Annotated in this window: 17 protein-coding genes and 1 tRNA gene; 12 read left to right on the plus strand and 6 right to left on the minus strand. The window is 41.9% G+C overall.

Annotation, left to right across the window (positions count from 1 at the left end; genetic code table 11):
• Positions 1–8 precede the first annotated feature (8 nt).
• Both R8P61_00385 and R8P61_00390 read right to left on the minus strand, forming a co-directional pair.
• Positions 9–2,597, minus strand: coding sequence for a M1 family aminopeptidase (locus R8P61_00385; protein ID MDW3645501.1), 2,589 nt, complete (start codon positions 2,595–2,597; stop codon positions 9–11).
• Positions 2,598–2,740: 143 nt separating this feature from the next.
• Positions 2,741–3,835, minus strand: coding sequence for a hypothetical protein (locus R8P61_00390; protein MDW3645502.1), 1,095 nt, complete (start codon positions 3,833–3,835; stop codon positions 2,741–2,743).
• Positions 3,836–4,054: 219 nt separating this feature from the next.
• Between R8P61_00390 and R8P61_00395 the strand changes: the two genes are divergently transcribed.
• Positions 4,055–5,065, plus strand: a complete 1,011-nt coding sequence (locus R8P61_00395) for a metallophosphoesterase (protein ID MDW3645503.1) — start codon at positions 4,055–4,057, stop codon at positions 5,063–5,065.
• Between the two features lie 3 nt (positions 5,066–5,068).
• Here the strand turns inward: R8P61_00395 and R8P61_00400 are convergent, their stop codons facing one another.
• From R8P61_00400 to R8P61_00410, 3 genes are all read right to left on the minus strand, one after another.
• A complete protein-coding gene (locus R8P61_00400) occupies positions 5,069–5,818 on the minus strand; it encodes an SDR family oxidoreductase (protein ID MDW3645504.1) in 750 nt (249 codons plus the stop codon).
• A gap of 150 nt (positions 5,819–5,968) precedes the next feature.
• Complete coding sequence (gene denD, locus R8P61_00405; GenBank protein MDW3645505.1) at positions 5,969–6,949, minus strand: D-erythronate dehydrogenase; 981 nt, start codon at positions 6,947–6,949, stop codon at positions 5,969–5,971.
• Between the two features lie 99 nt (positions 6,950–7,048).
• Positions 7,049–8,434 carry a GntP family permease gene (locus tag R8P61_00410; protein MDW3645506.1) on the minus strand — a complete coding sequence of 462 codons (1,386 nt, stop codon included), beginning with the start codon at positions 8,432–8,434 and terminating at the stop codon, positions 7,049–7,051.
• Between the two features lie 162 nt (positions 8,435–8,596).
• Here R8P61_00410 and R8P61_00415 point away from each other — a divergent pair, with 162 nt between their 5' ends.
• The 3 genes from R8P61_00415 to R8P61_00425 all read left to right on the plus strand — a co-directional run bounded on the left by R8P61_00415 (position 8,597) and on the right by R8P61_00425 (position 11,636).
• Positions 8,597–9,697, plus strand: coding sequence for a phosphoglyceromutase (locus tag R8P61_00415; GenBank protein MDW3645507.1), 1,101 nt, complete (start codon positions 8,597–8,599; stop codon positions 9,695–9,697).
• Positions 9,698–9,732: 35 nt separating this feature from the next.
• Complete coding sequence (locus R8P61_00420; protein MDW3645508.1) at positions 9,733–10,893, plus strand: TIGR03364 family FAD-dependent oxidoreductase; 1,161 nt, start codon at positions 9,733–9,735, stop codon at positions 10,891–10,893.
• 74 nt (positions 10,894–10,967) lie between these two features.
• A complete protein-coding gene (locus R8P61_00425; protein MDW3645509.1) occupies positions 10,968–11,636 on the plus strand; it encodes a phosphonatase-like hydrolase in 669 nt (222 codons plus the stop codon).
• 57 nt (positions 11,637–11,693) lie between these two features.
• Here the strand turns inward: R8P61_00425 and R8P61_00430 are convergent, their stop codons facing one another.
• Positions 11,694–13,364 carry an AMP-binding protein gene (locus R8P61_00430; GenBank protein MDW3645510.1) on the minus strand — a complete coding sequence of 557 codons (1,671 nt, stop codon included), beginning with the start codon at positions 13,362–13,364 and terminating at the stop codon, positions 11,694–11,696.
• 297 nt (positions 13,365–13,661) lie between these two features.
• Here R8P61_00430 and R8P61_00435 point away from each other — a divergent pair, with 297 nt between their 5' ends.
• From R8P61_00435 to R8P61_00470, 8 genes are all read left to right on the plus strand, one after another.
• On the plus strand, positions 13,662–14,045 hold the full coding sequence (locus R8P61_00435) for a BlaI/MecI/CopY family transcriptional regulator (protein ID MDW3645511.1): 384 nt from the start codon (positions 13,662–13,664) through the stop codon (positions 14,043–14,045).
• A 23-nt stretch (positions 14,046–14,068) separates the two neighbouring features.
• The gene (locus R8P61_00440) at positions 14,069–16,321 is read left to right on the plus strand and encodes a M56 family metallopeptidase (protein ID MDW3645512.1); all 2,253 of its coding nucleotides are present in this window, start codon (positions 14,069–14,071) and stop codon (positions 16,319–16,321) included.
• Between the two features lie 225 nt (positions 16,322–16,546).
• On the plus strand, positions 16,547–17,080 hold the full coding sequence (locus R8P61_00445) for a PH domain-containing protein (protein MDW3645513.1): 534 nt from the start codon (positions 16,547–16,549) through the stop codon (positions 17,078–17,080).
• A complete protein-coding gene (locus R8P61_00450) occupies positions 17,049–18,587 on the plus strand; it encodes a PH domain-containing protein (GenBank protein ID MDW3645514.1) in 1,539 nt (512 codons plus the stop codon). The genes R8P61_00445 and R8P61_00450 overlap by 32 nt, the downstream gene beginning before the upstream one ends.
• 236 nt (positions 18,588–18,823) lie before the next feature.
• Positions 18,824–20,125 (plus strand): hypothetical protein, encoded by a 1,302-nt coding sequence (locus R8P61_00455; protein ID MDW3645515.1) that lies wholly within the window; start codon positions 18,824–18,826, stop codon positions 20,123–20,125.
• Positions 20,126–20,201: 76 nt separating this feature from the next.
• A tRNA-Met gene (locus R8P61_00460) sits at positions 20,202–20,275 on the plus strand.
• Positions 20,276–20,425: 150 nt separating this feature from the next.
• Entirely contained in the window at positions 20,426–21,496 is a 1,071-nt protein-coding gene (locus R8P61_00465; protein MDW3645516.1) for a site-specific integrase, read from the plus strand.
• Between the two features lie 175 nt (positions 21,497–21,671).
• Positions 21,672–24,110: a S8 family peptidase gene (locus R8P61_00470; protein MDW3645517.1), complete on the plus strand. Its 2,439-nt coding sequence runs from the start codon at positions 21,672–21,674 to the stop codon at positions 24,108–24,110.
• Positions 24,111–24,115 lie beyond the last annotated feature (5 nt).

Here is a 24,115-nt window from a genome sequence, read left to right on the forward strand (position 1 = left end):
CTGGGAGTCTATACTCCAGCCTTTTCCTTTATATTACTTTTTCTTCCAAGCATATCAGCTGCCTGTAAAATCTTATTCTTAAGCTTATAGGGATAACTTTCAGGTAAGTTTTCAATAAAATCCTCAACTATTTCCTGAGCCTCTGGACTGCTGTGTCCACTTAGCAAACTTAGGGTCCAGCTTTTCGGAAAGAATATTCCATTGGTTTTTTGCAATTCTTCAACCAGTTCTAATCCCGGTCGGAGATAGGCCTCTGATTCTTTCGCCACAAGGGGATGATTGAGGTAAGCCAAAGCCTGGTTTACCCAGGGCTCTTTCTGTCGATTTTTTGGGTCTTTCAGGCTTTCAAAAAAGGAAGCTCGGGTGTTCGGATTTAATGAGAGGGAAGGAGAGATGAAGTCCATGGCTTCTTTGCGGTCTGGATTCTCAATTCTCGCCTTTTGTTGTTTGAGAATCTCCTCACTATTTCCCAGTCCTCTTAATGCGAGTTCGTAAGCAAGGTTTGTAAAATCATTCTCGGATAACTCAAGGCCTTCGATAGATTCTTTTTTCTCCCAAATCTTGAGGAGTAGTCCCACATCATTTACATGCATGGATACAGATACAAAGGCATCATAAAAACTTTTTTTCTTATCGCGATCCTTGCTGCTATCCATAAGTTGTCGGAGCTCTCCTGCTAGTTCTCTGGAAAGACTTTTACGCTGATTAGCATCCAAAAAGCCCCAATAGATACTTCGCAAATATCCCAGTCTGCTGGATAAGCCCAATTGCTCTTCTTCTTCAGCCAAACCTCTACGAATCGTTGTGAGTAGTTCCATGGGAGCTATATTCCCCCGCAACATCCCTTCCCACAAGGCTTGCCAGGCGACCAGTTTACTAAAGGAGTCGGGCAGCTTCTCAATATGTTTTAACAGATAGCTTTTGCTTCTGTCATCCAGTTCAAAATAGCCATAGGCATTTTCACTATGGTTAGGTAAGACAAAATCAGGCGCAAATTTGCCTTCCAGGGCATCTAATGCATAGGTGTTTCCTCTTAGATTTATTGCAAACTTCTCCAAACTTTCTCCCCAGCCCACGAACGCTTCGCTACTTTCTTCCCATAAGGAGCCTCCTGAGCTTTTATTTTGCAGCTTTAGGCTATAGGAACTTACTTTCCCTTCTACCAGTTCCATATCTGCTTTAAAATGAGGCATCCCTGATTCTTTTACCCAGGCTTTGCTCCATGCATAAAGATCTCTGTCAATTTTTTTATTCAGAATTCCAATGAGGTCATCCCAGGTGGCATTTCCCCAGGAAAATGTTTGCAAATACTCCTGCAAACCTTCTTGAAAAACCTCTTCCCCCATCATTGCTTCCAATTGCTTCATGACCACAGGAGCTTTCTGGTAAATGATTCTGCCATATAATAAACTTGCCTGATTGAGGTTGTCCAATTCCTGTTGGATAGGATGGGTTCCTTTAGACCGATCTTCTCCATAAGCCGAGGGTTGATGCCTTTGCAGAAAACGCAGGCTATGATCTATTTCGGGGAAATTGGGATTGACCATTTTGGCTGCCATGAAATTGGCAAAGACTTCTTTAAGCCAAACGTCATTGAACCAATCCATTGTTACCAAATCGCCAAACCACATATGGGCTGTTTCATGGGCGATGAGGGAATTGCGGGACATTTTCTGATTGATGCTTGCGTTTTTATCCAGGAAAAGGGATCGGTCTTTATAAAAAATTGCACCCGGATGCTCCATGCCACCAAATTGGAAAGCCGGAATCAACACAAAATCAAATTTCTCAAAGGGGTAAGGGATGCCGGTATATTCCTCCAACCAATCCAAAGACTTGGCATGTAGGTCGAAAACTTCCGGAGCATTTCGCTTGATCTTCTCCTCATCCGTTTCCCGATGATAAAGGTTCATTTCTCTCCCATTGACCTCCTTGCTAATCTTTTGGAATTTTCCTGCTGCGAAAGCAAAGATATAGGTGCTGATAGGATCCGTTTTTTTGTATTGATAAACGCTTTTTGCTCCTTCCCTCGCTTCTGTTTTTTCCAAAGAATAATTTGCAACACTGGTCCATGAATCAGGAATCTCCAAACTCAGTTTGTAGGAAGCTTTTATATTGGGTTGGTCAAAGCATGGGAAAGCAGTAGAAGCCTTGTCAGGAACAAAGAGGGTATAGAGATAGTCCTCATTTCGATTGAGGGCTTGTTCACCTGCTACAAATGCGACCTTGATCTGTTCTGCACCCTCGGTTAATTGCGAACCCTCAATAACAATATGTTGAGATTCTACCCGGTAGTTTAGTGCCTCTGCACCTTTCCATACACCTAGAACTTGTTCTGCTTCATTTTTGAAATCCAGAATCAGATCTTTTCCTTCTCCCTGCCATTGGAAGCTGATCTCATTTATTCCTTTTATCGGTTCGTCCTTTCGGTCAGGAATAGAAAAATGGAGACTGTAATGAACTTCACTAAGGTCGGACTTTCGTTGGTCTGCGAGAATTTTACTCACACCATTTTCAAGGACTTCCTGATGAGATTCTCGACAGGCTATAATAAATACAGGAAATAGAAATAGAAAGGGGATGATGATCTTTGTCATAAGGGAAAAGAATGAAGCTTTCGATCCCACAAAATAGAGAATTTTTGCAAAGGTGTTTTCTGCTATCGACAAGCTTTAGGATATTTCCAGCATGAAAGGGGCATTATTCTATAATTTTTTAGCTGAAATACGTGGCGTAAAAACTACTTTTTGTCAGCTAAAAACTCTTGCCAATCTCTTGAAAAAAGGCCAGATAAGGTGCTGATGTATACTTTGTCTCCCAATTTAGCCATGCTGGTGATATAGTCATTCTCCAACTCTCTGGGTTCGAGTTCAACTGTTTTAAACAAGCTTTCCGTAAACTCCTCAACCAGGACCAATTGACCATTCCAATGCCCCACCAATTCACCCTCTAATTCATAAAAGCTAGTAGCTGCCAAAGTGATTCCATCTGCTGTAAACCTTTGTATCCAACTCTGACCTCCGTCCGGCGATTCTATGATGAAGCTTTGTCCAAAAGAATCATACATCGCATATAGGCGTTCTTGATAGCTGAACACGCGAATAAAAATCTGATCCGAGATCTTCTGATAATTTCCATCCAGTCCCATTTTGTAGGTGCCATAGTTTGCGGGATCATTACTCCCGATAGAAAATATAAATCCGTCCTCCAGGCTCCATTGGAGAAAAGTATAGTTAAGGATGGATACTCCCGGGAATTCGATTTTTTGGATGTTGCCTGGAAAAACACGGGCGTAGATACCTGTATTTTCTGTAAAGTCCATTTCAATCAGGGCAAGTTTGAGTTGCATATCAGCGCCTGTTGAATAAGGATAGAGTACATGTTGACCAGAAATCAAGGCATAGTTTTCCAGAAATTTGAGCTCGTAAAGAGGATTGGGATTTATGCCTACCTCAATAGAGTCATTTAATAAATTGGTACGCAATTGATCGGAGCAAATGCTACCACTCTTACTGGACCAGAATTGTAAAGATCTTTCTGTACTGTTTAGGTAAAAATCTTCGGTAATGGCTTCCTTATTTGCATCATTCCAAAAGAAGATACAATTGTCATGATCTCCAGATAAATTTATTTTTGCGATGCGCTTTTCTCCCTGAACCAGGATGCTTTCTCCTACTCTCTGCATATTGAAGTAGCGCTGAAATACCCCTCTGGAGAACTCCAATTCTTCAAAATCCACCTCTCTGGGGACTTCTACTTCTTGTATAATGACTTCTGGCTCCCTACAGGAGAAAATGAGGGGAAGAAAGAGGAAAAGGAAGAGGAATTTTTTCATGGTTTGAACGATTGTGTGTGCTTTATTTCTAATATATGACGTAAAGTGTCTGGATGTGATCATCTTTTCGCCGATTTTTTTTAGGGAAAAATAAATCTCTCTTTTAAATTAAAGACTCAGACTCGTCTGCTTAAGTATCTCATTCCCTACATTTTACCCAACCAGATCCTCATTCTTTCGTCTAATAAGATATACACACCTAATCAAAACGCTTCACCCATGAAGTTCCGCAAAAAAAATGTAATCTTCCTGCTTGGATCCATCCTGATCCTTTGGACTTTGTTTCGCAAGGATAAATCACATACAGCCGGTCAAATGATCCAAGTGGTATCGGAAAGCCGATCCCTCAATTTTGCCGTAATGGGAGACTGGGGAGTAAGAGGGAAACTCCAACAGAAGGAAGTAGCCCAACAGCTCAATGCTTTTACACAAGCTAAGGGATTGGATTTTATTGTTACGACTGGAGACAATTTTTATCCGAGAGGAGTGGAGTCTGTGGATGATGCTCATTGGAAGGAATCTTATGAAGATATATATCGAGGGGCTTCTATGAATATTCCCTGGTATCCGGTATTGGGAAATCATGACCATGGAGGAAATCTGGAAGCGCAATTTGCCTATTCTGAAGAAAGTAAAAGCTGGACCTTTCCAGGTAGATACTATGCAGTAGAATACAAAATCGCCAATGGACAACATATCCTGATGGCTTTTCTGGATACCAGCCCTTTTCATGATGCCTATTTTGAAGAAAGAAATTATGAAGGCATAGAAGCCAGCGATTCAACGGCTCAGAAAAAATGGTTGGAGAAAGTGCTGAGTGAATCCAAAGCCGATTGGAAATTGGTTTTCGGGCATCATCCTCTTTATACAGGTGGAATGAGAGCCAAGGATAAACCTTACGTTCGTATGCATCTAGAAGAATTGCTGCAAACATATGCAGTGGACGCTTATATCTGCGGACACGAACATGATCTTCAGCACATTAGTCCTCCCGGAGGCGTTGAATACTTTGTTTCCGGTGCGGCTGCAATGGTACGGCCCACTGGCAAAATTAAATACACCAAATACAGTGTATCACAGCCCGGCTTCATGCTATTTAAGGTCGATCAGAATAGAATTGGGATGGAAGTGATTGACTATGAGGGAGCCGCTTTGTACCAAAGCTCTTTTAGCAAAGAAGAGCAAAAGCCTTCTCTTTTACACTATCTATACGAACTGATCGCAGCTTAGCCATTATCCTCTGCCAATGTAGGGCATTTTAGTTGCCATTACGGTTAGGAAGGGAACATTGGCTTCAGGAGGTAATTCTGCCATGTAGAGCAAGGTTTCGGTGACATTGTTCACATCCATAGTAGGTTCTATTTTTATTTCCCCATCTGCTTGCGGAACCCCTTTTTGCATTTTCTTTGCCATGGGTGTCAGGGCATTGCCTATGTCTATCTGTCCTACGGCAATGTTGTATTTTCGTCCATCCAATCCGCATGAACGAGTCAAACCTGTAACTGCATGTTTGGTGGCCGTATAGGGCGCAGAATTCGGGCGAGGAACATGGGCGGAGATGGAACCATTATTGATGATGCGACCACCCATGGGATTTTGAGTTTTCATAAGCTTGAAAGCTTCCTGAGAACAAAGAAACATACCCGTAAGATTGATATCTACTACGGACTTCCATTGCTCAAAGCTCAAATCTTCAAATAACACTCCGGGTGCACTTACTCCTGCATTATTGAAAAGTAAATCCAATCTGCCATAGGCTATCTGGGTTTCTGCAAAAAGATGCTTGACCGAATCCGGTTGACTTACATCTGTTGAAACACAAATGCCCTCAACTCTTTCCCCAGCTAGCTTCAAACTTTCTTGTAAGGGCTCCAGTCTTCTTCCGGCCAAAGCGACCTGATATCCTTTTTTCAGAAGGGCGATGGCGAAATCCCGGCCTATGCCTGAACCTGCACCTGTTATGATGGCAACTTTTGAATTCATAGTAGGTAAATTCTACTGTTAAGGTAAAAACAAATCTTACTACTCCATTTCTTGTTTCCTGTTCATCCTATATTCTGGGTATAAAACGTATTGGCTCATATCTCTAATTTTATTCCCCCTACATCATCCTCAAGAACACAAGAACACTTCTTATCTCCTCATATCATCCTCCATAAATATCTCTATCACTTCCTGAACAGAAGTGTCTTTTATAAATCCCAATTCATCAGCCCTTTCCGTTTTAAAATCTGTAGGAAAGGTCAGCACGACACTTTGGATAAATTCATCGGGCTCCCAGTCAATTCGATCGGCTACTTCTTTGCCAGCCATATCCTCCAGGGTATTGACCATATCGTTTACGGTGGTCGTTAGGCCCGGCATGGTGAGGATTCGATTTTTCCCCAGTTTATCTGCAGAAAGTCCCGCTGCATGGATAAAGTTTTGGATCATTCTTCTAGGGGAAAGTATCCACACACGGGTAGCGCGATCAACGGGACATTTGGCCCTTTCTCCTTGCAAAGGTTCCCGAATAATCCCACTGATAAATGAGGTCGTTGCTGCATTGGCTTTTCCTCCTCTGACTACGATAGAGGGCAATCTTAAAATTCGCCCATCAATAAAGCCCCGTCTGCTAAAGTCATTCACCAATAATTCCCCCACTACCTTTTGCATCCCATAGGAACTCATCGGAGTAGCTGCTGTTCCGTCTTCTATGACTCCTTTCGCCAGCTCTCCACCAAAAGCAGCACAACTACTTGAAAAGACAAATAGCGGCTTATAGGCAAATTCACGACAGAGCTCCAGCATTTGTAAGCTCGCATGGAAGTTTACATTCATCCCCAGATCAAAATTTTTCTCAGCCTCTCCACTTACCACCGCTGCCAAATGAAAAATCACATCTACGGGCTTTTCCAATAGAGCTCTTAGGCTGGATTCACTACAAATATCATCTGCGATCAACTTCAAACGAGGATCATCCGGAAATCCATCCGGTAAATATTTATCGAAAAGAATCAGTTCGCTGATTGCTTTGGATGCCGTGCCGTTTAGGGAAATGCTGCCTTCTTTCAGCAAGCGCAACGCAAGCTTTTTTCCCAGAAATCCGGCCGCTCCGAAGATGATGATGCGCATAGGGACGTGTTGGTGTTTTTGTGTGTTAGTGTGTTAGTGTGTTGGGGTTCCTTCGGTCATTGACAACTCACGTACCCCAGCACACCAATACGTTTTTACTTATTTAAAAGGCAATACATAAGAAAATAGCATCACCTGAACCAATCCAATCAGCGAAAAGGTCGCAAGCACAAGCGTCCAGGTCTGCAAGGCTTCTTTCTCCGTAAATCCACTCATTTTAGATACTACCCAGAAACCACTATCATTCATCCAGGAGATAAAACCGGATCCAAAACCAATGGCTAAGAAGACATAAACCATATGATATGGAAGCGCTGAGCCATCCCCTACCAGAGAAAGCATAATGCTGGCTGCTGTGATCATAGCTACCGTACTGGAGCCCTGAGCCGTTTTCATAACTGCTGCTATGAACCAGGCAAGTAAAAGATAGTGTATGCTGAAGTTTTCGGTGGCCGCTTCAATGGCAGTGCCTATACCACTCAATTTGATCATAGAACCAAAAGCTCCTCCGGCAGCAGTAATAAGGATAATCACGCCCGCAATTTCCAGAGGTTTTAAGCTAAACTCCCAGAGACTTTTGGAAGAGAGTTTTTTCTGTTTCGCCCATATCCAAAGTGCGATTCCTGTACCCAGTCCCATGGCTATATTTTTATCCCCGAGAAAAGCGAGAATAGAAGGTAAGCTCCCTGTACTCAATTTGACAATAGAAGCCATAGCGATAAGTACGATTGGGAGGAGGATAGGAAGCATGGAGAGCAAAAAGGAAGGCGGCGGAACATTGCTGTCTGAGGTGGGAACAGCTACCCGAATCGGTATATCCAGTTTTTGATTAAGTCTTTTGCCGAGGAAGGCGATGCCCAACGCTGGTAAGATTCCGAATCCCAGTCCTGCCATCATTGTTATGCCTAGTTCAATCCCTAATTGCTCAGATACAACAAGGGGTCCTGGAGTAGGAGGGACCATCGCATGAGTGATCACGGCACCTCCGGCTATAGCACAGACATAAAGCACATAGTTCTTTCCGGTTTTACTGGCTAAAGCGATCGCCAGAGGAATCAGGAGGAAGAATACCGTATCAAAAAATACTGGAATGGACAATACAAAGCCACTGATCAAAAGGGCTGCAGGAGCACGTTTCTCTCCCATGGTATCCAGTAAACCATTTACGATCCTTTCGGCAGCTCCACTTTCCATCATAGCTGTACCAATAATAGCCGCTAAAGCGATTACCCATGCGATGCCTCCTGCCAGATTGCCAAAGGATTTCATCGTATGCTCAATCGCGGCCAAAATGGGATTGGCTGCGGCATTTTTTGAGAGGCCTTCTAAGGGCAGATCAGGAGAAATCAAGCCCACAAATATTGCCGCCAAAATAAGGGCAATAAAGGGATGAAACTTGAAACGGGTGATCATAAGTACAATGGCCACAATGCCGAGTAATAAGACGGCAAACGGCCAGGAAGGAGAAGAAAGGAGCGAATCCATAGGTAGTAGTAAGTTAGTTCTAGAATTTTGATGTATCCGATTAGGGAAAGTATAGAAATTTGCTGCAAATTAGAAATTCCTGCTATCGAGATACAAAGTTTACGCCTGCTTAAAAAAAATTAAGGGAAATGCCTTTGTTAAGTAGTAAATAAGAACCCTACAATGAGAATAAAAAACCTAAGCATCATTCTGGCCTTGATCCTGCTCTTGATGCACAGCAGCCTCTTCGGCCAACAAGACCTAAAGACGGAATATGTATTCTGGATAACCTATGATGGCCTTCGCTGGCAGGAGGTTTTTGGAGGGGTGGATAAAAAGCTGATGGATAATGAAGACTTTACTTCCGCTAAAGAAGAGATTGAAGCCCGATTTTGGGACGAAGATCCTCTGGAAAGTCGAAAAAAACTGCTGCCTTTTTTCTGGGAGGTGATCCTTAAGGAAGGCCAACTCTATGGAAACCGAAATCTGGGAAGTAAAGTGAATTGCAGCAATGATCAGCTCTTTTCTTATCCTGGCTACAATGAGATTTTGACAGGCTTTCCAGACTCGGAGATCAATAGCAATGACAAAAAATACAATAAGAATATTACCCTGCTGGAATTCGCCAATATGCAGGAAGCTTTTAAAGGGAAAGTTGCTGCTTTTGGCTCATGGGATGTGTTTCCCTTTATCATCAATGAACCCCGATCCGGCATTACAGTAAATGCAGGCTTTGACATTGCGGAAGAAGCTAATTTAAGCGATAAGGAATTATTGCTAAATGAAATTCAGCCTCAAACGCCCAGTCCCTGGTCAACGGTTCGACTGGATGTTTTTACCCACCATTATGCCAAAGAATACTTGCGCAAATTTGAACCGCGACTTCTTTACATTGCCTATGGAGAAACGGATGATTTTGCGCATGGAGGAGATTATGATGCTTATTTGAAATCGGCCTGGCAAACAGATGCATTTATTCGGGAACTTTGGAACTATGCTCAATCCCATCCCAAATACCGAGGGAAGACCTCTTTGGTTATTTCTACAGATCACGGTCGTGGAACTGTACCAATCGATGCCTGGAAAAGTCATGGAAATAAAATAGAAGGGGCGGAAGAAATTTGGATAGCTGTCCTGGGTCCTGATACTCCGGCCCTTGGTGAAGTGAAAGAGGGACCCATTTTGTATCAAAAACAATTGGCTCAGACGGTAGCTCATCTGCTGGGAATTCAATATAAAAGCAATAAGCCTTCGGGAGAAAAGATAAAGAGAGCTTTTAAATAAAAGCTTCAATAAGCAAAAGCGAATAGAAGAAATTTATGTCTGAGAAAACATATGATCTTTTGATTGTAGGTGGAGGGATACTGGGAACATTTCATGCCTATCATGCCCTTTCAAAAGGGCTGAAAGTGGCCTTGTTGGAGAAAGATGCCAGACCTCGAGGAGCGACAGTAAGAAACTTCGGTCAGATTGTTCCTTCCGGAATGGATGCCAAATGGCAAGGCTATGGTAGGAGGAGCTTGGAAATCTACAAATCCATTCAGGCAAAGTTTGATATTACGCTTCGGCAAAATGGGAGCATTTATCTGGCTTCTGACGAAGAGGAAATGAACCTGCTTCATGAATTGAGCGAGATAAACGAAAAGCATAATTACGCATCAGAAGTTTGGGATGCTCAAAAGTGTCTGCATAACTATGAAGGCTTGCGAAAGGATTATTGTATGGGTGGATTGTTTTATCCGGAGGAAGTTACCCTGGAACCGGAGACGGCTATTCATCGCATCCTTGATTATCTGGTAGAGCAAAAAAACCTGGATTACTTTCCCTTACATGCAGTAAATGGAGTAGAAATAAAAGGGCAGATCTGTCAAATTTTAAGTATTCAAGGCAAAAGTTTTCAGGCAGATAAAGTTATCCTGTGTAGCGGCGCTGAGTTTCACTTACTTTTTCCAGAGATCTTCAGAGAAAGCGATATGGAATGGGTGAAGCTTCAGATGCTGAAAACCTTTCCGCAAAAGCAACAAGTTATACAGGGATCGATTCTTAGCGGCCTAAGTATCCGCCGTTATGAAAGTTTTCGAGAATGTCCTTCTTATGCTCAGATAAAGTCCAAAGAAGATCCGGAAAGTTTTGCGCGCAAGTGGGGAGTTCATATCCTGTTTAAGCAAGCAACAGATGGTTCTGTGATATTGGGAGATAGTCATGAATACGCATTGGCGACGGAGGCCGGGAAATTGGACTATATGCTAAAGGAAGAAATCAATAACTTCATCATCGAGGAGTCTAAAAAAATCTTTGATTTAGAAACCTATGAAATTGCCCATACCTGGTACGGAATTTACACCCAGTGCAAGCATAAAGATATTTTTCAATATACTATAGAAGATAAAATCCATATAGTCACCGGGATCGGTGGCAAAGGCATGACCGGAAGTGCTGGTTTTGCGGAGGAACATTTGGAAAAGGTGTTGGGGTTATAGTGTGTTGGTGTATTGGCGTTATCTCTGATTAACACCAGTACCCAAACACTCCAATACGTTCAAAACTCAAAACTATGATTAAACTTTTCGTATTTGATATGGCCGGAACCAGCGTTGATGAAGATAACCTGGTTTACAAAACCATCCGCAAAGCAATAGCAGAAGCAGGACATGAGGTTTCTTTGGAAACTGTGCTTGAATTTGCAGCGGGCAAAGAAAAACTTCAGGCTATAACAGATGTGCTGACTCATCTTCATGGCGAAGCAGATGGAGCTCATGCCTATCAAATCTTCCAGGATTTTCGGGCGAAATTAAAGGTGGCCTATGATGAAGAACCCGTGAAACCTATCAAAGATGTGGAGGAAGTATTTGAAGGATTACGGGCGAAAGGAATAAAGGTAGCCTTGAATACAGGATATGACCGAGCCACTGCGGAGAAGCTCATGGGAAAACTGGGCTGGACCCTGCCCGAAACGGTAGATTATTTGGTAACTGCCAGTGATGTGGAAGCTGGAAGGCCGATGCCGGATATGATCTGGAAAGCTATGTATCAAGCAGGTATCAACGAACCTGAAGAAGTAGCCAAGATTGGAGACTCTGCCATAGATATAGAAGAAGGCCACAATGCTGGCTGTGGACTGGTATTAGGTATTACTACCGGAGCCCAGACCACTCAACAACTGGCAAAAGCAAAGCCGCATCAAATCCTTGATGCGGCAATAGAAATTTTAACTCTTGTATGATTTTATGTGTTCTGGTGTTCTCGTATTCGGGAATATTCAGGAGAACACTTGAGCACGTCAATTTTCCCAAACAACTCCCACTCCACCATCATACCATTTCTCATAATGGATCTGATACTTATCGTCGATGGCTCCTCTTTTGATCTTGAGAGTAGGGGTGAGGATACTATTTTCTGGCGTCCATTCTTCTGAAACGATTACTGCTTTCTGCAGGCGTTCATGATGATCCAAATTCGGATTGAGGGCCTTGAGAGTCGCTTCTATGCTTTCTCCTACCTCATCTTTGGGTTTGGATTTGGCATCTTCGGACAATACAATCAAAGCAATGGGCTGAGGAATTCCTGTCCCCACTACACAGATCTGCTCTACCAACTCATTCTTGGAGAACTTCATTTCTATGGGACTTGGTGCAACGTATTTTGCTTTAGACGTTTTGAAAATATCTTTTACACGTCCGGTAATCCTGACAAAACCTTCCGCATCCATTTCACCTTTATCTCCAGTGTGAAGGAAGCCATCACGAATCGTAGCAGCTGTTTTTTCTGGTTCGCGGTAGTATTCAACCATATTGGCCAAACTTTTAACGCAAATTTCTCCTTCATCTGTGATCTTCATTTCAACCCCAGGCATCGTCTGACCTACCGTTCCGTATTTTTGTTTTCCGGGCAGGTTGGAATGAGAATAAGCAGCATTCTCGGTCATTCCATAAACTTCCAGGATGTTAACTCCCAGTTTGTCGTACCATTCAAGGGTAGAAACCGGAATGGGTGCAGCACCCGTAAGGCAAATTCTGGCCTCACTAAGTCCCAAAGCTTCCTTGATTTTCTTTTTGATAATATTGTTGATCAAAGGAATGCTCAATAGGAGATTCAGGCGACTTGGTGGAAATTTAGCCAATACTCCCATTTGAAATTTGGTCCATATCCGAGGGACTCCCAAAAAGACTGTAGGACTACAGGTTTTTAAGTTATCCGCAAAAGTATCCAGGGACTGGGCGAAATGAATGGAACCTCCAGATCGCAGCGAGCCCATGGTGATCAGCATCCGTTCTGCTATATGCGAAAGAGGCAGATAAGAGAAGAATCTGTCCTCCGAGGAGAGGCTAAAGATTTTATGGAAAGTCTCGAAAGCATAAACAGGCGCTACGAACTTTTGAACCACACCTTTGGGAGTTCCTGTTGTCCCCGAAGTATAGATAATGGTCATTACTTCATCCAGATCTCTGGATGGGCTGTCAGCTTTAGGTTCATGTTCTCCACAGAACTCATCCCAAGTGGGATAATCTGCGTCAAGTCCATACATCCCATATTTTACACAAGGAAGATCTGCAGATACTCCCTGGCGCATCTCTGTCCAGTCATGGGTTTCGAGCTTCCCGACAAACATCATCTTTACATCACTATGATCAAGGATATAAGAAACGGTGTCTTGTTTTACATTGGGATATATAGGCACAGAAATATGCCCGGACATCATGATCGCTAAATCCGACATGATCCATTGTGCACAGTTTCTGGACAAAATTGCGATCCTGCTACCCGGCTCAAATCCCTGAGCTTCTATAGCTGCCGCCATCTTTCGAACGGCTGTTGCCGCTTCTCCCCATGTCCAGGTATGCCATTGTCCGGCTACCGGTTGATGGAGAAAATTTTTATTGGCTTGTTGAGCTTCCCAGTGATACAGGCGCTGAAGAGGAGTTCTTAGGTGAGAGATTGATTCCGAAGACATGTTTTTTCGAGTAGTTTTAACTGTAACCTTCCTAACAAATGTTTTGTTGGAAATCGTTTAAAAATGCTGAAAAAAATCGGCTTTTACAATATGTCTTGTGTCAACTGCAAGAGCTCTGTTTTGGGGATTTTCCAGTTGACTTGAAACTTTTTTCATCCTTCTACGAATAATTTCGTAATTAAATTTGCAATTACGAACTCTTTCGTATATAATTGTAGTACGAATTGTTTCGTAGATAAAATTTCGAAATTTGATATCTGGTCAAACTTTTCTTTTACCCTCAACATCCTATAGACGATGATACCTCAACCAACCAATGGCGAACTGAAAATCCTCCGCATCCTTTGGAAGCAGGGGCCAAGTACAGTTCGTGAAATCAATGAGGTCCTTAATCTGGAACGTGAAGTAGGTTATACAACCACACTTAAACTCATGCAGATCATGCATGACAAAGGTCAGCTCTCGCGAACCAAATCCGGTAAGACTCATATTTATACAGCTCTCCTGACCGAGCAAGACACCCAAAAACAGCTCGTAGACAAGCTTAAGGACAGCCTATTCCAGGGATCTGCCCTTAAGCTTGTAATGCAAGCTCTTGGCGATAAAAGCACTTCAGCGGATGAGCTTAAGCAAATACGCGACTACCTGGACGAACTATCCGACGAAAGCAAGAACGATTAAGCAAATAAGAACGAATAAAAGTCATGCACCTATTTGAAATCATAACTTCATCCGCTTTAGCCCAGGCATTTGGCTGGACTTTGTTTCACTCTTTGTGGCAAGGATTTATCTGGGTTTTGGCCTTGAGCCTGATTCTGAGGTATGTGTCGCGACAAAAAGCACAACTCAGATATTTTGCCTCCCTGCTCTGTCTTTTCGGATTATTTGCCGGAAGTTTTGGCACTTTTCTATATGAATATCGCCTGATTTCCACTTCTACCTTTAGTTTAAGCTTAGGGGCTGATGCACACATCATCGTCAATCAGCCTGGCCAATTTACTGCTGCTGAAAATTCCGGATTCCTTCAGCAAATCAGTATTAATGTGGAAAGCTGGGGCAGGTATTTGCCCTATGTGAGTATGATTTGGATGTTGGGGGTGCTCTTTTTTAGCGTACGATGGATAGGCAGTTGGGTGTATCTCCAGGATATTCGGAGAAACTCACATGAAGCGAAGTATAAATGGCAAAGTTGGGTCGATGAAATTGCACATGAAATGGGTATCCGAAAGTATGTGACACTTAAGGAATCCTCGCAAATTCAAAGCCCCATGGTAATCGGACATCTAAAACCGATTATCCTCCTGCCCCTGGGAATGCTGACTAACCTCAGTACTACCCAATTGGAAGCCATATTTGCCCATGAGCTTGCTCATATTCGACGCTATGACTTTTTGATCAACATGATCCAGTCATTCATGGAGATCATCTTTTTCTATCACCCCGCTCAATGGTGGATATCTAACCAAATCAGAGATGAGAGAGAGCATTGTTGCGATGATGCTGCTGTTGAGATCTGTGGTGATCCCCTCGCTTATGCAAAAGCATTGGCTGATCTGGAAGAAATACGTATGGTCCAGCTTCAATTGGCTCCTGCGCTTTCCGGTCGAAAACCTCATTTACTAAACAGAATTAAACGCCTGATGGCACCTGATATGTACGAATCTCCAAAAGAAACCCGTGTATACCTCATGAGTCTATTGATTCTTGGACTCGGCTTTAGCTTTATCATCAATCCCGGCTATGCAAAAAACAAAGTTGAAAAACTGATGGATGGCCTGGTGATGGAATTGGCTGAAGAACCTGAAAACGAAATTCCTGTCCTGGCTCCTTTGGCCCTGAAGACAGAAAAACTGGAAGGTCAATTGGCCAGACTGGAAACCCGCATGAGAATTGCTCCTGAGCCTCCTATGGTAGCGCAAATCCCTCGCATCCAACCATTGCAGGCCAATTTCGAACTGGCGTTGGCAACGGTCAATGATACACCACCTCCGCCGCCCCCACCCATGCCTCCAGTACCACCCTCTCCGGTAGTACCTAGTATGAAAGGAATGCCAACACCTCCAAGTCCTCCTACGCCACCTGTGCCTATGATTGGATCTTTTGATATGGAAGACAGTGTAGCTATGCGTGAGTTTGAGCTACAAATGGAGAAGTTTAGCAAAGAAATGGAAGTATGGGGAGAAAAGTATGGCAAACTGATGGAGGATTATGGCCAGAAAATGGAAGTATGGTCAAAATCTATGGAAGCGGATTGGGGAAAATGGGAGAAAGAATTTGAAGTGGAATTTAAGGAATGGGAAAAGAAATACGGCAAGCAATGGCAAAAGTGGGGAGAGGATTATGGAAAGGAAATGGAGAAATGGATCAAGGAGAATGAGCATAAGTGGGAAGATCTCGATCGGGAAGAGCGTTCAGAGTTAAGAGAAGAAATGCAAAGACTTCATGAAGAAGCGCGGCGCTTACATTCTGAAGAAAGACGCGAAGCACATCAGGAGCAAAGAGAAGTAATGGAAGAAGCCCGTGTTCAACTCAGAGAACTTCGCCAGCTGGCCCGTGAAAAAAAGGTAGGGGAAAAAGCTGAAATACAAAGAGAGATGGAGCAATTGCAAAGGCATTTGCAAGAGGTGCAAAGAGAACAAGCTACCCAATTGCGTGAAGTAGAAAGAGAGGCCCGAAGAGCTCAACGGGAAGCCAGAGTACAAATTGAACGTGCTGAAAGAGATCGCGAAAGAGCCCACAGAACCTCAAAAACCCTGACTGAGGAGTTGGTTAAAGACGGGATAATAGAGGAAGGAGCGAAGAAGCTCAAAGTAAGAATCACTGCAAAAGAAATGCGTGTCAATGGAAAAAAATTGAGCGATGCGCAGTTCAAAAAATATGTAGAACTATTAGAGGGTACAGGAGCTCGGATGCCGAAAGGAAATAGCACCAACTCCTACATACTCGAAAAAAATTAGAATAGGGATAGACTGAAACCATGTGTGACCCCTTCTGCATTGCAGAAGGGGTTTTCTTTTGCCCGACTTTCGGTTTGTACAAGCGATAGAAAATTACTGGAAATAGTACTATATTGCATTTGCCAAACTTAAGGAATACCTTTTGTTTATTTTTCTTGCCCCTTCGGGGGCTTTTTTATTTTGCCTGCTTTTTCAACCCTCCTTATAAATTTCTATCTTTTACCTATGGTATTCCAGAACGCAAGTATCGATACGAGGGAATTGCCCCGTGTAGAAGATGCTGAATTTAAAGGCATAGATCGTAGAGATCTATACATCAGTTTGGGTTGGTCCGCCTTCTTTTACCTCGTACTTCTGATAGGAGCTTTATCCATTATGTTCAATTCTCCTCTGCAAGAACATATGTGGGGACAAATCCTCTTGATCCTGGCTTGGCTGCTACTTTGCGGTTTTTCTTTGCTTGCCACGATCAAAGGCTTCTCTAATAAAAGATATGCCTTGCGTGAGCATGATATCTTATACCAGAAAGGATGGCTGTGGCAAAAATTGACAGCTATTCCCTTCAACAGGATTCAGCATGTATCTCTGAGTCAGGGACCATTCGAAAGAAATTTCAAACTTTCCAGCCTTAATATCTATACAGCAGGAGGGAGTAGCAGCGACCTTTCCATACCGGGTTTACATATAGATGAAGCCCAGAGAATCAAAGATTTTATCCTAAGAAGAAGTGGAAATACATCCGACAGCGATCTCAGCTAATTTTCTGGCCGAGCCTCGCCGACAGTCGGGGATAGCGCTGGTCTTTTATGCACTTAAATTTTTGCGAACTTCCTTTCGCACCTTACTGCCCTTGATACTCATATATTTTGTGAGAAGGGGAGGGGAGAGTGAAGATTCCTTTTGGTTACCCATCATTTTGGGGATCGCTGGTTTTCAATTGCTTTCATCTGTGATCTCCTACTTTCGATTCTATTATTATGCGAAAGATGGAGAATTGATTATAGAAAAAGGAGTCTTCCAAAAAACTCGGCTGAATATTCCTTTTGAACGCATCCAGACCATCAATTTTAATCAAAATATCCTTCACCAGATCCTCAAGGTCTATGAAGTGAAAATTGATACAGCGGGATCAGCAAATACAGAGCTGAGCATCGAAGCTCTGGATAAGACGACTGCAGATGCCATCCGTGATTTTGTGATGAAGGAGCGGGCGCAAAAGATGGAGACGATGCAGGAAGAGGTCAATGAAGATGGGGAAGTCGTAAGTGTGCCGATTCAACAGGAAGAAGCAAAACTCCTCTTTCGCAGGAGTGAAAGGGAGTTATTGAAGATTGGGATAAGTGAAAACCACGTTCAGACTTTCTTTATTATCCTGGGATTCTTTTTTGGTTGGCTTCAATTCGGGGATGATTTTTTTGATGTGGATTATGGAGAGTTGGCAGTTGAAACCTATGAAATGGTGGGAAGCATGATGACTACCTTTTTACTGGGGGTAGGAATTGTGATGATGATTCTGACAATTATCGTTTCCCTTGTGCGTACTGTAATTCGCTATCACAGATTGAGCGTTTTTGAAAGTGCAAGTGGCTTTAAGATCGTTGCCGGTCTATTTAATCGAAAAGAACAAGCCGCACCCTATCAGAAAATCCAGTTTATGCAATGGTCAGTAAATCCCATCCAGAAATTGATGGATTTTCGAACCATCCGACTTTACCAGGCATCCTCCATGGCAGTTGCGAAGGCAAAAGCTTTACCCATCCCGGGTTCCAGTCTGGGCAATTTGGAGGCCATATTGAAAAACATTTTTCCAGAGCATGAGCGGCGTGGATACCATATTGAACATATAAGTTCCCTCATTGTCCAGCGGAGGGTATTGTTTCTGGGTATAGTTCCCGCCTTGATTATGCTGGCTCAAGCCATACTTTCCGGGGAAATCAGCATCTATATTGTCGCCATTCTCTGGACCCCTTTAGTTTGGCTATTGGCCAGACGATATTATCGTGGCTATGAGATTCATATCAATGATCAATTATTGGAATTACATCGAGGCGTATTTGGGCGAAAGTATACGATCCTCCGTTTGTTTAAAGTGCAAGCCGTTGAGCTGATTCAAAGTCCTTTCCAAAGGAGAAAAGGACTTGCCAATATGGAATTGCATACAGCTGCAGGGGTGGTGAAAATCCCCTATATGCCTTTGGAACAAGCCCGAAACATCCGGGATTATATCCTCTATGAAGTAGAAAGAGAAGAACGCGTCTGGATGTGAGCTTAAGCCTTCCCCACAATCCCCGTTTCCCTTATTTTGTAAATAAAGAAAACAACCCACAATGCCATTTTATCTGTTAGCATTGCGTACATTTCTCATATTCGCAGAAAAATAAAATGGGGATAAGCACGAAAGTCCTTCTTTTCTCTATTTTTTCCTGTTTTTTTTGTTACAAAGCATCTTCTCTTTTATACTAAGGGGAAAGGCTCTTCGAGCCATCTGTAAACACACATGCAATGAAACAGGAAGAATTACTCCGCGCCTATATCGAAAAAATCCTCAATATTCAGGACGAGCAGCTAAGTGAGGAGCATTTAAAATCAGTTGCTTTCGAGTTAGGACTGGATGAAAGTGCATATCAGGAACTGAAAGAGGTATATCAGCAACACCTCATACGTGGAAATACCTTTGCCGAACATAAGAATTGGGAAGAGGCTATAGCTGAATACAGACATGCGATAGACCTAAATCCTATGAACACGGAGGGCTTAATGGCCCAATCAACTGCTTATGAAGCATTTTGGAAGGAATCTGGGAAAAAACTCCATAAGAAGGAAGCTCTTTATTATGCGAAAAGAGCCTTGAAGTTTGATCCGGATATGCAAGAGGCAGTGGAAAGTATCGGTCGAATTCAGGAGCGTGCAGAAAAGCGTGTGGGTAGTATGCGTCTGATGGCTTTTATTCTCGTTGCTTTATTGGCAGGCCTTTCTCTCATCACCTATAATGCCCTGCGTTTCGATGATTTTCCTCCTCCAGAACCATATACTGAGCTTGAATCGGATAAAGCGAAAGAAGCAGAGGAGCAGGATTTCAGCAATTTGGAGGTTCCCATTCGTTTCAAGATGCCAGCTGATCCTCGATTTACATTTACTCCTACGGTTTCTAAATTGTCTGATCGCAAAGAAAATTTTTCTATGGATGTTCAGGGGCGTTTTATTGTAACTCAGGGAGAGATCAGTAAAATGAGTATTTACATGTCCATGATCATGGAGGATAGCAGTGTTTGGGCCACGCAAAAATTCAATGTATTGTATGCCTCTGTACCTATGCGAGTAGGTGACAGAATCCCCTATGGAGGTATCCTTTTTGAGGATAGACCCCTGGATAAAAAACTGGCTTATGTAGAAATAGAGCTTGCGGAAAGTACAGAGAGCAAGGGACCGGAATCCTATCCTCCCTCAAAGCCCATTCCGACCGTTTATCAGGGGCGCGTACAGGAGGGCATAGACCTCATGCTTAAGCTGAGGACATATGAGTACAAACATTATTCAAAGGATTCCTATGTCTATGTAGCTATCGAAGCTACCAATACCGGGGAAATTCCCTTAAGCGTGCTTGAATTCAGCATAGACCTCCTTGACAAGGCAGGCAAAAGTCTTTTTCAGGGCAAACAATATGCGATTGCTCCCTTTGAACCACCTCTGGAGCCTGGAGGGACCTATGTAAGTAGCCGTTCCTACGGTTTGGATGAGGTAGAATGGCGATCAATAGAAAAACTGGAGGTGCGAATTGTAGAGGCTCGACCCTTCAAAAAATAATTCGTGAAAACCTCTTTAGAAATTTGGCGTAATCAGGAAAGGCATTGTATATTTGCCCTCGCTTTCAGAAAAGCCCGGCGCGGTAGCTCAGATGGTTAGAGCGCAGGATTCATAACCCTGAGGTCGGGGGTTCGACTCCCCCCTGCGCCACTAGAAAGTCGTAAAATATTGTTTTTCAATGTTTTACGACTTATTTTTAAGGGCCCGGAGACAAATCTCGGAGACAAATCTCGGAGACAGGGCTTTTGACATATCCACTGAATCGTTGATCAGCTAATGCAGCATCTGCTGAAATTTAGTATGACAACGAATAAAAAAATTTATTCTCCAGACGAGCTTAAGGTGTATGATGCAGGTGGTGATATCAGCAAACGCTGGTTTATCCATTACCAGGAGCTCGGCAAGCGCAAAAAGGTCTATGGCGATATCAATCGCTTCAAGAATGCCGAAGACCGCTATGCAGCTATCCAAATCCTCAAATCCAAGCTCCTTCATCCCAATGCCAAACGAACAGCTGTAGCCTCCCTCCTCTACGAATACCTGGAACACAAAAAATCTACCTTGCGTCGCAAGACCTGGATGGATTATTCATCCAAGTTCAAAACCTTTGAGGAGTTCTATAAGGGAGGAGTATTTACTCCTTTGCATGCGGAAGAGTTCTCAGACTTTCTCTTAGAAGTTAAAAGTCTACACACCACTACCCACAATGATTACATCCGCTTGATGCGAGGAGCTTTTTCTTGGTTGGTCAAGCGTGGGAAGTTCAAGATCAATCCATTCAAGAATACGGATTACAAAAAATCAGTATCTACTCCTGCACTCTACTTCCAACCCTATCAGATTGAAGAATTACGAGAAGCTATTTTGGAAAAAGATCCTGGACTCTGGCTCTTCGTTCAGTTTGTTTACTATTGCTTCGTTCGACCTGGTGAGCTACGTTTTATGAAAGCTTCTGATATTCTTTGGGAAGATCGGCTTCTCCTTATGCGTCCTGAAGTTTCCAAGAATAAGAAGCAACAATATGTCCGGATTCCAGATGCATTTTACCCAAAGCTTTATAAAGCCTTTCATGGATGTAAATCCGGTAATTATCTGTTTGGGAAGGATGGCTTACCTGGACCTGGGCATTTGAGCTATAATACAATGGGGAATAGGCACAGGAAGATTCTAAGATCGCTCAAATACCCCAAGGGATATATGCTGTATAGCTGGAAGCATACGGGTGCTGTGATGGCTGTGAAAGCCGGAATTCATATTAAGCAATTGCAGATCCAGCTTAGGCATCATAGTCTGGACCAGGTAGATCAGTATTTAAGAGATTTGGGAGTTAGTGATTTATCGGATTTGGCTAGGAGTTTTCCTGGGATTTAGCGTTGATTAGCTTCTTTTAGTTAGGTGAGGTTAATAGAACGATACCGGGAAACATTTATATTGTTGTAGTATTTAAATCGTAAATTTGTTCTATAAATTTATTAGGGCCTAACTTAGGTAAGTATTTGAAATTCAATTTACTGTTTCTGGCCCCTGATCTTAATAATATAGATATATGGCAGATAAGCCACATCTCAAACTTAACTCTGCTCAACAACTTGAAAGCTCAATTGAAATGAAATTTAACTATGGCTTTCCTGAGGAGGAGGAAAAAGATAAAAAAACAAAGGATACTGATTACGAATTTAAAATAGTTCCATTCAGGGGGTACCTAAGTCGAATTAATTCTGAAATTCAGCGTAGGAGATCAGAGAGGAATCTTTTATTACAAGTCCCTTCCCATATTAACTATGTTAAAATCTCGTTTGTGGGCCAATTTAATATAGAAAAGTACTATTCAGGCTGGATTAATGATTTTGGCTTGCTAGGTGTGAATTTTTCAAAGTTTAATAAAGAAGGATTATTTGCTGTGGCAGATGAAGAGAGGCTTCATAATTTTCTTGAAAATATTAACAATTTTATTATAAAAGAGTCTGGGGTTAATACTAGTATCGAATACAATCGAAAAATCTTGTATGTAGATGAATTTGAACTACTTACAACTGAAGATATCATTAATTATCAAGAAGTTGGTTCTTTAATGAACTTTCAATTAGTGAACTACCCAATAGAGTCTCCTGAGGGTAATCTGATTTTGAATCATCTGTATGGTTTTCTTGAAAGTAATCAGATTATTTATAGTTTGAATTCTGATTCCAATGTTCTTGAAATTGAAAGGGCTTCATCAGAAATAATTGAAGAAATAGTTCGGAATTTTGATATAATTTTGAATGTTACTTCTTCGATTTCCCCTGTAATTGGTCCTTCCTCCTTCAACATTCCTGAAAGGTCATATGGGTTCGTAGTGTCAAATCCTAATGATGATTTGCCTATAATTGGAATAATTGATACAGGAATCAGCAACTCTACTCCGCTGGGTCCTATTATTATAGATGATGATTCTTTTAACCTGACAGATTCGAGTCCATTTATTGACACTGCTAATGATGGTTATGGGCATGGAACTGCTGTAGGAGCATTAGCTGCTTTAGGCCGTAAGGCCTACCAGGCAAATTACAGAGGGGATATTGCAGCGGATGCTAAGCTGCTATCTATGAAAGTTTTTGAAGGCGATAACGATTATTTGTCTCAAATTAAAGTCTTAAGTCTCCTAAAAAGAGCTAAATCAAAATATCCGGAAATTAAGATCTTTGTTCTTACAATTTGTTTCAAGGAAAATAAATTAACTAACCAGGATATTTCTACTTATGCATTCGAATTAGATAGATTTTCTCATGAAAATGATTGTTTAATATTTATAAGTACAGGAAATAATAATGAAGCTGCTAACCAAGCAAATTATGATTTAAGCTATTTTTTAAATGAGGAGACAAATATATGTTCGCCTGCGGAGAGCATGAATAATATTATTATTGGTGCTGCCGCTGGGAATATGAAAGACGGTGTTTTTAAGGGGATATCAAATGGAATGGAATTCCCTACACTCTACACACGGAAGGGAAATATTGAACTAATACCTACGTATCCTAAGACTAAACAAAACAAAAACCTTTTCAAACCGGATGTAATTGAATTCGGAGGAGATTATGAAGTCTATGGTAGCTTTATTGTACAAGGTGAAGAGGCTTCTATTGAAGTCTTGTCTTCTAATCCGGCAGAAGGTTATTATAGTCATATAGGTACAAGCTTTTCAACACCCTTAGTGTCCAACATTGCTGCCCAAATTCTTAAACTATATCCATCTTTGAAGTCCCAAACTATAAAAGCCTTAATTATTAATGCCGCTTCCTCGGATAAAATTCCTTTTGAAGATCAATTTTCTAAGCTAAGAAATAGACTAGTTGGCCATGGTCTTGTAAACCCTTCCAGGAGCCTATTATCAAACGATAATCATATAAATTTCGTTATTGAAGACGAAATTTCTCCTGGAGAATTAAAGGTAATGCCAATAAATCTTCCTAGATATTTAACAGAAGATGATTTAGGGAAACGTAGAGGTTTATTAAAGGTTTCTTTAACACTTTGTTTTAGCTTTGATCCTGTATTTAATAACCATCTGGGGTATTGTCCTATTCATATGGCATTTTCAATTTTTCGAAATCATACTGCTCATCAAATCATTCAAAAAGAAGATGAAATCAAATCTAAATTAAAATCAGCCATTTCTTGGTCGCAGAATAATAGGTATAAACAAAGACCAATTCCTGCTTCTAATTCTCAGAAACTTCAATTTATGATTAATGTGAATGAATTATTAGATGAAGATTCGATATTTAAATTAGCCGTTCATTGTTTTCTTAGTCCGCAAATACTCTCAATTGATAAGTATCAAATTAGCCATCCGTTTTCAATGGCTATTTCAATAGAAGAAAACTTGCCTGAATCCAGGCAAACTGGAAGGCTTTATTCGGAATTAATAGAAATCAATAATCTTGAAAGCATTTCCGAAATTGAAATTGATGCTAATGAGTTGGGAGATCTTGAATTAGAATAACATAA

This window comes from Bacteroidia bacterium, assembly GCA_033391075.1.
Taxonomy (GTDB): domain Bacteria; phylum Bacteroidota; class Bacteroidia; order J057; family J057; genus JAWPMV01.

What these genes read in the sequence shown, in the direction of transcription:
- R8P61_00385 (MDW3645501.1), bottom strand. Translation starts at nt 2,597, where the DNA reads ATGACAAAGATCATCATCCCCTTTCTATTTCTATTTCCTGTATTTATT.
- R8P61_00390 (MDW3645502.1), bottom strand. Translation starts at nt 3,835, where the DNA reads ATGAAAAAATTCCTCTTCCTTTTCCTCTTTCTTCCCCTCATTTTCTCC.
- R8P61_00395 (MDW3645503.1), top strand. Translation starts at nt 4,055, where the DNA reads ATGAAGTTCCGCAAAAAAAATGTAATCTTCCTGCTTGGATCCATCCTG.
- R8P61_00400 (MDW3645504.1), bottom strand. Translation starts at nt 5,818, where the DNA reads ATGAATTCAAAAGTTGCCATCATAACAGGTGCAGGTTCAGGCATAGGC.
- denD (MDW3645505.1), bottom strand. Translation starts at nt 6,949, where the DNA reads ATGCGCATCATCATCTTCGGAGCGGCCGGATTTCTGGGAAAAAAGCTT.
- R8P61_00410 (MDW3645506.1), bottom strand. Translation starts at nt 8,434, where the DNA reads ATGGATTCGCTCCTTTCTTCTCCTTCCTGGCCGTTTGCCGTCTTATTA.
- R8P61_00415 (MDW3645507.1), top strand. Translation starts at nt 8,597, where the DNA reads ATGAGAATAAAAAACCTAAGCATCATTCTGGCCTTGATCCTGCTCTTG.
- R8P61_00420 (MDW3645508.1), top strand. Translation starts at nt 9,733, where the DNA reads ATGTCTGAGAAAACATATGATCTTTTGATTGTAGGTGGAGGGATACTG.
- R8P61_00425 (MDW3645509.1), top strand. Translation starts at nt 10,968, where the DNA reads ATGATTAAACTTTTCGTATTTGATATGGCCGGAACCAGCGTTGATGAA.
- R8P61_00430 (MDW3645510.1), bottom strand. Translation starts at nt 13,364, where the DNA reads ATGTCTTCGGAATCAATCTCTCACCTAAGAACTCCTCTTCAGCGCCTG.
- R8P61_00435 (MDW3645511.1), top strand. Translation starts at nt 13,662, where the DNA reads ATGATACCTCAACCAACCAATGGCGAACTGAAAATCCTCCGCATCCTT.
- R8P61_00440 (MDW3645512.1), top strand. Translation starts at nt 14,069, where the DNA reads ATGCACCTATTTGAAATCATAACTTCATCCGCTTTAGCCCAGGCATTT.
- R8P61_00445 (MDW3645513.1), top strand. Translation starts at nt 16,547, where the DNA reads ATGGTATTCCAGAACGCAAGTATCGATACGAGGGAATTGCCCCGTGTA.
- R8P61_00455 (MDW3645515.1), top strand. Translation starts at nt 18,824, where the DNA reads ATGAAACAGGAAGAATTACTCCGCGCCTATATCGAAAAAATCCTCAAT.
- R8P61_00465 (MDW3645516.1), top strand. Translation starts at nt 20,426, where the DNA reads ATGACAACGAATAAAAAAATTTATTCTCCAGACGAGCTTAAGGTGTAT.
- R8P61_00470 (MDW3645517.1), top strand. Translation starts at nt 21,672, where the DNA reads ATGGCAGATAAGCCACATCTCAAACTTAACTCTGCTCAACAACTTGAA.